Genomic DNA, 8,831 nt, shown 5'->3' with positions numbered 1-8,831 from the left:
GCCCTGGCCAGGGCGACCGCCCATATCCGACGCTCCACCTGACGCACAGCCCAGGCTGACAGCCGCAAGGGCGCCGAGCCGGCCAGGCAGCTGCTGCGCCGGCGAAGGGGCACCCGCCTGGCCGCTATCCGCTCACCGGGCGCCGGCGGTACGGGGCGAGCATCCCCGCCGGGGTGCTGTCGACGCACGACAGCCGGAGGCCTCCGTGTCGGCCCACTCCCGCCAGCGCGGCGAGCACGGCGTCATTGGCTTCCCGGCTGCCGACGGTGAGCCGGAGTCCCTCGCCGGGGTAGTGGCGCGCCTGGACACCGGCGTCGGCGAGTGCCGCGGCGCCCTCATCGATCGGATCGGGCGCGGCGAGCCAGACGGAATTGGCGTGGCCCGGACGTATGTGCCAGCCGAGCCCGAGGAGTTCATGCCGGAGCCGTTCGCGTTCGGCGACGACGGTGTCCACGCGTAAGCGCAGCTCGCTGTCGGCTCGCAGTGAGGCCTTCACGGCCGCCGCTGCCACCGCGTTGATCCCGAAAGGCAGCTGGTTCCGGCGGATCCGCGCCACCAGGCCGGAGCCGCCCAGTCCGTAGCCGACCCGCAGGGCGGCGAGGCCGTACGCTTTGGAGAAGGTGCGCAGGACAAGCAGGTTGGGGTGTGCGCTCAGGAGCGCGGACGTGTCCGGCAGGCTGGTGTCGCGGGCGAACTCCACGTACGCCTCGTCGAGGAGCACGGTGACGTGTCGGGGGACCCGGTGCAGGAACGCCGACAGGGCGTCGGCGGTGACCAGGCTTCCGGTGGGGTTGTGCGGGCTGCACAGCACCACGACGCGCGTGCGGTGGTCGAGCACGGCCAGCAGGGCGCCCAGGTCCTGGTGTCCGTCCGGCGACAGGGGTACGGGAACGGGGCGAGCGCCGACCATGTCGGCCAGCAGCGGATACGCGTCGAAGGTGCGCCAGGCGTAGGCCATCGCATCGCCACGCTCGACGACTGCCCGAAGCAACTGCAGTGCCACGCCCACCGATCCGTTGCCCACCACGACGTGGTCGGGAGGCACTCGGCACCATGCGGCGATCCGTTCGGCGAGGTCGTCGGGGTAGAACTGCGGGTACCGGTGAGCCTCGGCGACGGCCTGTTGCATCGCCTTGCGCACCGAGGGCAGTGGCGGGTACGGGCTTTCGTTCAGGGCCAGTCGGTGCAGCACGGGAACGCTCATCGGTCAGCCCCGCCCGCTCTGCCAGCGGACGGCGACGGCACCGGCGAAGTCGCCGGCGTGCGCGAACCCTCCGAGGACCACCAGGTCGCCGTCCTCGACCTGCCGTGAGCGGATGGCGCGGTCCAGGGTGATCGGGATCGCCGCTCCGAACAGATTCCCGTACTCTTCGAAGGTGTTCAGGTGCCGTTCGGCCGGCAGTTGCAGCGCCTCTCGCCAGTTTCGCAGGAAGGTGCGGTTGGGCTGATTGGTGATGAGGACGTCGATGGCGGTGGTTGCCACGCCGAGTCGTCGGCACAGGTCCGTGACCACTTCGGGGACGAGGCGGTTCCCGCGTGCCAGAACCTTGGCGACGCTGGAATCGGTGAACCCGATCCGCAGCTGGGACTCTCCCGGCTCCCAGTACTTGCGTCCGTCGTCGACCGCCACGGTCATGTCCCCGGCGTACTCGCCGATGTGCCGGGTCTCCACGTCAAGGACCGGCGTGCCGGCCGACGTCGTCACATATCCCACGCCGCAGCCGTCGCCCGGGATCGCCGCCTGGGCGAGCCTGCGCACCTCGGACTGGGTGAAGCACTGACCCGCGGCACTCTGCGCGTTGCAGATCAGCGCCGTCTTCGCGTCGGTGGTGGTGAGGATCTGCCGGGCCAGCTTGAGCATGTACACGAAGGACGCGCAGCCCGTATTGGCCACGTCCACGAGCCACTCCGGGTTCAGACCCAGCCGGCGAGCCACCTCGGTGCCGGCGCCCGTGAACGGCAGGTCCGGCAGCTGACTGTGCACCAACAGCACGTCGACGCCTCGTATCTCGTCCCTGCCGTGCCGCTCGATCAGGGGCTGCACGGCGCGTTCGACCATGTCCGCGTTGGTCTCGTCCGGGGCCACGTGGTGCCGTGACTGGGGGACCTTGAACATGGGGTGGTTGCGGAGCTTGTCCTCGGCGCCGGGGTACTCGGTGTAGAACTCGGCGGGGACCGGCTCGCCGGGGAGGTAGCTCGCGACGTCGGTGAGGCTGACCGTGGTCACCGCGCCACCGCCTTCGCCGGGGCCACGCTGACCGGCCGGCCATTGCGGTGGCGGTACTCCAGGATCGCCTTGAGGTTGTTCATCTCGACCGTGTGGCCCGCGTAAAAGAGGTCCCAATAGTCGCCCACCCAGGGCCGGTCCGGGCGGGGAGTCATGTCGGGGTGCGGGTTGGCGTCGTAGTAGGGGTGTCGGCAGTTGGTCCACGTGATCACCGATCCTGGCTTGTCGAGCACCACGCGGGCCGGTACGACGCGCATCAGGTAGATCATCCACAGCTTCTCGCCCTGGTCCCAGGAGCAGTGGTAGTCCACGGTCATGGATTCGGGGTTGGCGACAACCTTGCAGTAGATCTTGGTGTCCTCCTCGAGCCGGTCGTACCCGACCCACACCCCCGGCGTGCCGGCGGGCGCGAAGTCCCGCAGGCTGCACGTCCACTCCTCCAGGTGGTGTCCCTGGCGCAGGTAGTCGTATGCCTGCTCAGGGGGGCAGTCGACGTACTCGTGGATGGTGCAGTACTGCCCGTAGACCTGATGGTGGGGGTAGACGGCATGGGTGAGCTCCATGCAGTGGGCCGTCAGCTCCTCCTTGCCGGGGTTCTCGATCCGCATCAGTCCGGGGATGTCAGCCAATGTGGACGACTCCTCGCTCATCTGCATTCTCCTTGCTAGGGGCGTTCGGTACTGTCGGTCGCTTCTGCGAAGGGCTGGAAGGGCAGGAAAGGTGGGATCTCCCCCGGGTCGCAGTCCAGCGCGACGAAGGCCGGGGTGCCGCTCGTGTTGCTGCGCAGCAGCGCCTTGCGCAACTGCGCCGCGTCGTCGGCTCCGGTGACGTCGAGGGACGGGAAGGCAGCGGCCACCCCGGCGGCGAGGTCGGTCCAGCCGAACAGGTCGTCGCTGCGGACGCCGCCGTGGAGGAGCTCCTCACGCAACGCGCACATGGCGTGAGCGTTGTTGTTGAAGATGACGAAGGTCACGGGTGCGGCATACTCAACGGCGGTGTGCACTTCCATCCCGTGCATGAAGAAGGCCCCATCGCCGGCGAGTACGTAGGTGCGTCGCCCGGTGGCGAGCGCGGCGCCGATGCCGGCGCCGAAGGTGTAGCCCATGCCGCCCATGCCGACCGCCACCACGAAGCGGCCGTGGCGTGGTGCCGGGAGGAGATGGATCGCGCTGGCACCTGCGTTGCCGGCGTCCACGAACACGTGTGCGTCCTGGGGAAGTGCCGCCTCCACCGCGGCGACCGCCTGGGTGTAGGGGACGGTTCGCCCGCGGGCCGGGGAAACCGGGCCCGGCATCGGTGCGGGGCGGGGACCGGCGTGCTGGGGGCAGGCATGGGGGCGCCGCGGGAGCCGGCAGGTCACCGCGCGCAGCGCGTCCCGCAGGTCCCCGCCCAATGCGGTGGCCGCCACGAACGGTGGTTCAGGACCGAGGGACACGACTGCGGTGGTGGCGAGGGCCCGGTCAAGACCGCCGCGTGCCAGAAGCGGAAGCCGGGTACCGACCAGCAGGCACACGTCGGCCCGCCGCAGACAGTCCTCGACGTTGGCATGGCCCATCACCCCGGCTACGCCGGCGAACCGGGGATCACGGTTGTCGAAGACATCCTTGGCGTCGGGGGTGACGGCCACCCACGCCCCGAGTCTGCGGGCCAGTTCGGCCAGCTCCGCACGGGCATCCGTGGCGGCGACGCCTTCACCGGCGATGACGAGGACGTTGTCGGCCCCGAGAAGGGTGTCCGTCACGGCGGTGAGGGCCGCGCCGTCGAGCCGTGCCACCGATGCCGTCGGCGCAGCGCTGCGGCCGGGTAACCGGACCTGTGCCTGCTGTACGTCCTTGGGCAGCAGCAGCACCGCAGGCCCTCGCGGATCGGCCTGCGCCGCCGACACCGCCCGGGGCAGCACCTCCATGAGCTGGTCCGCGTCCTCGACCCGGGCGCAGAACCGGGAGACCGGTGCGAAGACCGCCCCGGCGTCGAAGGAGCCCCCCTTGCCGCTGGAGTCCTGGAACGCTCCGTGGCCCTCCTGGCCGGTGGGCGGCTGGCCCACCAGGGCCAGCACGGGCACCCGGGAGGCGTACGCCTCCGCCAGGCCCGGTATCAGGTTCATCGCACCGCCGCCGGAGGTGGCGGCAACAACGCCGAGGCGTCCGGTGGTTCGGGCGTATCCGTCAGCCATCGTGACCGCGGAGAACTCGTGCTTGGCGACGACGCTGCGGATGGCGCTTCCGCGGTGAACGGCGTCATACAGATCCTCGATGTTCGCGCCGCCGACGCCGAAGACATGAGTGATGCCGGCCCTGGCGAGTTCCACGGCCAGGTGGTCGACCAGGCGTAACGCTCCTGCCTCGGGCGCGTCCGAGGTCGTGATGGTCATGCGGGGCTCCTGTCCGTCTCGTGGTGCCGGTCGATGAGGCCGGATGGCGATATGACCTGGAAGCGGTGCCGGTACTCCTTCGGGGTGAGTCCCAGGGTTCGTCCGAAGGAGCGGAAGAATGTCTCGGGGGCGGCGAATCCGCAGCGGCCCGCTATCTGGCTGATCGTCAGATCGGTGGTTTCCAGCAGCTCGCGCGCGCGGGCGATACGCGTCCGCTCGACGTACTGGCCGGGGGTCGCGCCCACCTCGCGCCTGAAGACCCGGGCGAAGTTGCGCAGGCTCATGTTGGCCCGCCGCGCGATCTCGGCCACGGGCAACGGGTTGTGCAGGTTGTCCAGAATCCACTCCTGCGCGGCCCGGATCGGCGGATGGTCGGCCAACTGGGCGTCAAGGACGGCGCTGTACTGGGACTGCCCTCCGTGCCGCTTGAGGAAGAGCACCAGAAACCGTGCCGTCTCCAGCGCGAGCGCGGCACCGTGATCGGCCTCCACCAGGGCGAGTGCCATGTCGATGCCGGTCGACACGCCCGCTGAGGTCACGAAGGGCCCGTCCCAGACGAAGATCGGCTCGGCGTCCACCGTCACGTCCGGATAGCGGCAGGCCATCGCCTCGCTGTAGGCCCAGTGCGTGGTGGCGCGTCTGCCGTCCAGAAGGCCCGCCTCGGCCAGCAGAAAGGATCCGCCGCATACGGAGGCGACCCTGCGCGACCTGGCCGCTGCCCGGCCGATCCAGGAAACCAAGGGCTGGTCCCGGAGCGCGTTGCTGAGACTCCATCCGCCCGGCACAAGGAGTGTGTCGATCGGTCCCTGTCCCGCCTCGAGTGGCGCGGCTTCCACGCTCACTCCTGAACTCGTGCGCACCAGTGGTGCGTCGGCGGAGACCACCTCGATCCGGTAGGGGGTGCTCGGCGGGGCAAGGAGCCGGTTGGCGGTATCGAAAACTTCAATCGGTCCGGTGATGTCCAGCGCCATCGCGCCCGCGTACACCACCACCACAACACGTCGCTCTAACACGGTCACAGCCTGTATCGAGTGTCGTACTGGCTGCAATGACAGATTACTGACGTATCCGGCCAACAGGCAGGCGTCGACTGGGGGAGAGGGTTACTGACCAGGCGGTTTGTGCGCCGGACCCGATAGCGGTGGGTGAGGCAGCTCACAGGGAGCGGGCTCGTCCCCGGCGCGATCAAGTGTTGGTGTTGTTCCCGGCTTTCTTGCGGGGCGCCGATGAGGCAGACCGCGCTGGGCTCATGCCCCAGAGGCCGAGGGTTCGAATCCCACCTCGCCCCGAAGACCGGACCGGCCCGGGTGCCCGCCATCGTCGACGTCCCCGGGTACACCTCCCGCTGGCTGGACCGCCGCGGAAAGTGTCTTCCGGCGGGGCCGGACCGCGGCCGAGACAGAACAGCCCGAGGCCGCCAGCCGCCGCTTCCGCAGCCGCGCGACGACCTACTGCTCCGCATGCCCCAGTATCGGATCGGCAGGCAGCACGACCCCGACCGGCACCGGCACCAACTCGGGGTCGGCGGGATCGTCGCAAGGCGTCGTCACAGCCCCATTGGTACCGCCGCAGCCATCCGGTGATCGGGCAGAGCAGGCGGTCATCACCGCGAGGAAGTCATGCGCGAGACCGCGAGGGTGATGTGCCGGTACCAGCCGATGCAGCGACGCACCACGTACTGGTCCAGGCCACACTCGCTCTTCGCCGCCTGGGAGCACTTCTCGATCGCCCACCGGCTACTGCGACGCGCACCAGGTCGTCCACGCCGACGACGTCCGCGGGGGCGTAGCGGGACCTGGGCGAAGAGGCGATCGATGCGTGGGCAGCCGACGGTGAACTGGGACTTCGGCACCGCCAGCACGTAGGGGACACCGGCGTTCTCCAGCACCCGCCGGAACCGGCATTCCTGCCCGTAGGCGGCATCCGCTGTCACCCAGGCGACCGGCAGCGGCGAGGCGAGCGCGCGCAGCACGATCGCCTTGGCGAGGGCGCCCTTGCCGGCGAACTCGCGCTCAGTTGCCGTAGGGGACCCACTGGCGCCCGCCGGAGTCGCTCGTGCCGTACCAGTAGCGTGGCATTCCCTTGATGCTGCTGGTGTGGAACGGACGGCCGTGGTCGTCGATGCGGATCGTGCCGGTGCGGCCCTGGGAGGACCAGTCGAGCTCGAGGTACCAGCGGGCGTCGTAGGTCTGGGTCGTCGCGTCGACCAGCAGTACTTCGGGGTCCTCGGCGGAGACGCGGTACGGGAAGTGCACGGCCGGGATGGTGTGTTCGCTGTCGGCGCCGTCCTTCGGGTGGGCGATGGGGCGGTCGGCATCGAGGTTCACGGTGAAGCTGCGGGGTGTGAGTTCACCGCCGCAGCCCTGGTCCATGGCGTACGCGTTGCCGGCGGCCGGGTTGCCGCGGCTGACGATGCGGACGCGGAGCGCCTCGAGGACGACGGCCGTGGAGGACCGACCCTGCACCGAGATCTGCACCATCGTCTGCCGCCCGTGCACTGCCCCCTGCGTTGCCGCCCACGCTGCGGCGTCCTGCTGCACCGGGGGCGGGGGGACCTGTGCGGGCGGCTTGTCGATGACGTAGTCGTGGCCGCAGCCCAGGTCCCAGACCTGGGAGTCGGCGCTCCAGGTGACGGGCAGGCCGGTGGCCGGTTTACCGGCGCCGGTGGGATCCGTGCCCGCGGTGGACGAGCCGGGGGCCTTGTTCTTCGCGCCGGGTGAGGACGAGCTCCGGTCGTCGGTGGGGGAGGAGCTCGCGGACGGTTTCGGCTGCGACGAGCGATGGGGCGTCGTGGGAGCGGTCGTCCGCGGGCCGGAGGAGGCGTGCGGGCCGGACGCGTCCGAGGAGCGGTCCGTCGGCAGGGCCGCCAGGCTGCCCAGAGTCGCCAGCAGCGCGCAGGCGACAGCGGTGGACACCAGGACCTGCCGGCGGCGGTACCAGGGGCGGGGAGCCGGGGCGGGGGAGGGCTCGGGTTCTTCCGCGACCTGCGGCGCGGCGGCCTCATCGACGGTAGCGGGCGCTTCGTCCACCGGGTCCTCACCCGCCGCAGCCGGCGTACGCACCCGCTGCCGCGCCGCCACCGCGAGCAGCCACAGCCGGTGCAGTTCGAGTCGTTCCTCCGGCGTCGCCTCGCAGAAGGCCGCCAGCCGTTCCACGGGTGCGAAGTCCTGGGGCACGGCTTCCCCCGCGCAGTAGCGGTGCAGCGTGGAGGTGTTCATGTTCACGCGCCGGGCCAGGGAGCCGTAGCTCCGGTCCGTACGGTCCTTCAACCGCCGCAGCAGCTCCGCGAACTGCTCGACGTCGTCCCGAGCCGACACCGTTCCCCCGTCGTCCACCGAATCCCCCATCCCAGGCACTCCATATACCTGCACGTCAGAAGGGCTGGGATGGTTCCACCGTCGCCGAACGGGCGTCGAGCGTTGCGTCGGGCTCCCGTGACGGCCGATGCTCTTGGTGTCGCACCGACCAGGGCCGGACCGACCCACCGGCGTCGCCGCGACATCCGACACCCACGCACTCGTTCACGGGGGACATCCATGCCCAAGCGCACCCGAGCAGGCGCGCTCATCGCACTCACCGCCGCAGGTCTCGCCTTCGGCACCGCGCTCGCCGCACCGGCGAACGCCGCCACGAAGACACCCGGCTTCCTCGCGGCCACGGACCTTCCGCCGCACCCCTCCTCGTCCTGGACGGCCGGCAAGGTCACCGCCGGCGTGCCGGAGGCGGTGGAACTGGACCGCTGCCTGGGCATGGTGCTCGGCGACGACCGGGACTCCTGGTACCGCGACTTCCGGACGGACCTCGACACGAGCGCCCGTCAGGTCAGCGTCGAGTCGTCGAGCGTCAGCGTGGCGAAGGGCCGGTTCTCGCGGCTGAACCAGGACATCAAGTCCTGCGCGGCACGGACCGAGAAAGCCGACCCGGACCTCGAGGTCACGTTCAAGGACTACGGCACGCTGCCCGTCGAGGAGGGCGCCCGTCTCTACGGCCTGCACACCGAGACCTCCTGGGGAGCGAGCGACATCCGCCTCCTCGCGGTCGGACGGGACGGCAAGACCGTGACGGTCGTCGACTGGGGCCAGATGGGCGGCTTCCAGGACGCGCCGGTGAAGGCCTTCAACAAGACGGCCACCACGGCGGTGAACAAGCTCCACTGACCGCATGACCCGGGCCGCCCTCTCGCCACGGGGGTCGGGAGGGCGGCCCACCGACGATCACCACACACTTCGGAAA

The 8,831-nt window shown here is 70.4% G+C and carries 7 protein-coding genes and 1 pseudogene; 1 reads left to right on the top strand and 7 read right to left on the bottom strand.

Annotated elements, in window-relative coordinates; translation table 11 throughout:
* Nucleotides 1-124 precede the first annotated feature (124 nt).
* The 7 genes and pseudogenes from ACWGJM_RS36595 to ACWGJM_RS36565 form a co-directional block, all read right to left on the bottom strand.
* Nucleotides 125-1,204, bottom strand: coding sequence for a histidinol-phosphate transaminase (locus tag ACWGJM_RS36595; protein ID WP_453416067.1), 1,080 nt, complete (start codon nt 1,202-1,204; stop codon nt 125-127).
* Between the two features lie 3 nt (nt 1,205-1,207).
* A complete protein-coding gene (locus ACWGJM_RS36590) occupies nt 1,208-2,227 on the bottom strand; it encodes a 3-oxoacyl-ACP synthase III family protein (RefSeq protein ID WP_453416066.1) in 1,020 nt (339 codons plus the stop codon).
* A complete protein-coding gene (locus ACWGJM_RS36585; RefSeq protein ID WP_453416065.1) occupies nt 2,224-2,877 on the bottom strand; it encodes an SRPBCC family protein in 654 nt (217 codons plus the stop codon). The genes ACWGJM_RS36590 and ACWGJM_RS36585 overlap by 4 nt, the downstream gene beginning before the upstream one ends.
* Before the next feature lie 14 nt (nt 2,878-2,891).
* Entirely contained in the window at nt 2,892-4,598 is a 1,707-nt protein-coding gene (locus ACWGJM_RS36580; RefSeq protein ID WP_453416064.1) for a thiamine pyrophosphate-binding protein, read from the bottom strand.
* On the bottom strand, nt 4,595-5,611 hold the full coding sequence (locus tag ACWGJM_RS36575; protein ID WP_453416071.1) for a GlxA family transcriptional regulator: 1,017 nt from the start codon (nt 5,609-5,611) through the stop codon (nt 4,595-4,597). Before ACWGJM_RS36575 ends, ACWGJM_RS36580 begins: the two co-directional genes overlap by 4 nt.
* Nucleotides 5,612-6,046: 435 nt before the next feature.
* Nucleotides 6,047-6,603, bottom strand: a pseudogene (locus ACWGJM_RS36570) (transposase); the annotation flags it as partial.
* Between the two features lie 7 nt (nt 6,604-6,610).
* A complete protein-coding gene (locus ACWGJM_RS36565) occupies nt 6,611-7,945 on the bottom strand; it encodes a helix-turn-helix domain-containing protein (RefSeq protein ID WP_453416063.1) in 1,335 nt (444 codons plus the stop codon).
* Nucleotides 7,946-8,134: 189 nt separating this feature from the next.
* Between ACWGJM_RS36565 and ACWGJM_RS36560 the strand changes: the two genes are divergently transcribed.
* Nucleotides 8,135-8,755, top strand: coding sequence for a hypothetical protein (locus ACWGJM_RS36560; RefSeq protein ID WP_453416062.1), 621 nt, complete (start codon nt 8,135-8,137; stop codon nt 8,753-8,755).
* Nucleotides 8,756-8,831: the final 76 nt, after the last annotated feature.

It is taken from the genome of Streptomyces sp. NPDC054834 (assembly GCF_053611185.1).
The sequence above is the reverse complement of the archived record's forward strand: the minus strand, read 5'-3'. Positions and strand labels throughout refer to the sequence as shown.

Excerpts from the sequence above, each read along its gene's own strand:
- ACWGJM_RS36560 (WP_453416062.1), top strand. The coding sequence starts at position 8,135 with ATGCCCAAGCGCACCCGAGCAGGCGCGCTCATCGCACTCACCGCCGCA.
- ACWGJM_RS36565 (WP_453416063.1), bottom strand. The coding sequence starts at position 7,945 with ATGGGGGATTCGGTGGACGACGGGGGAACGGTGTCGGCTCGGGACGAC.
- ACWGJM_RS36595 (WP_453416067.1), bottom strand. The coding sequence starts at position 1,204 with ATGAGCGTTCCCGTGCTGCACCGACTGGCCCTGAACGAAAGCCCGTAC.
- ACWGJM_RS36585 (WP_453416065.1), bottom strand. The coding sequence starts at position 2,877 with ATGAGCGAGGAGTCGTCCACATTGGCTGACATCCCCGGACTGATGCGG.
- ACWGJM_RS36580 (WP_453416064.1), bottom strand. The coding sequence starts at position 4,598 with ATGACCATCACGACCTCGGACGCGCCCGAGGCAGGAGCGTTACGCCTG.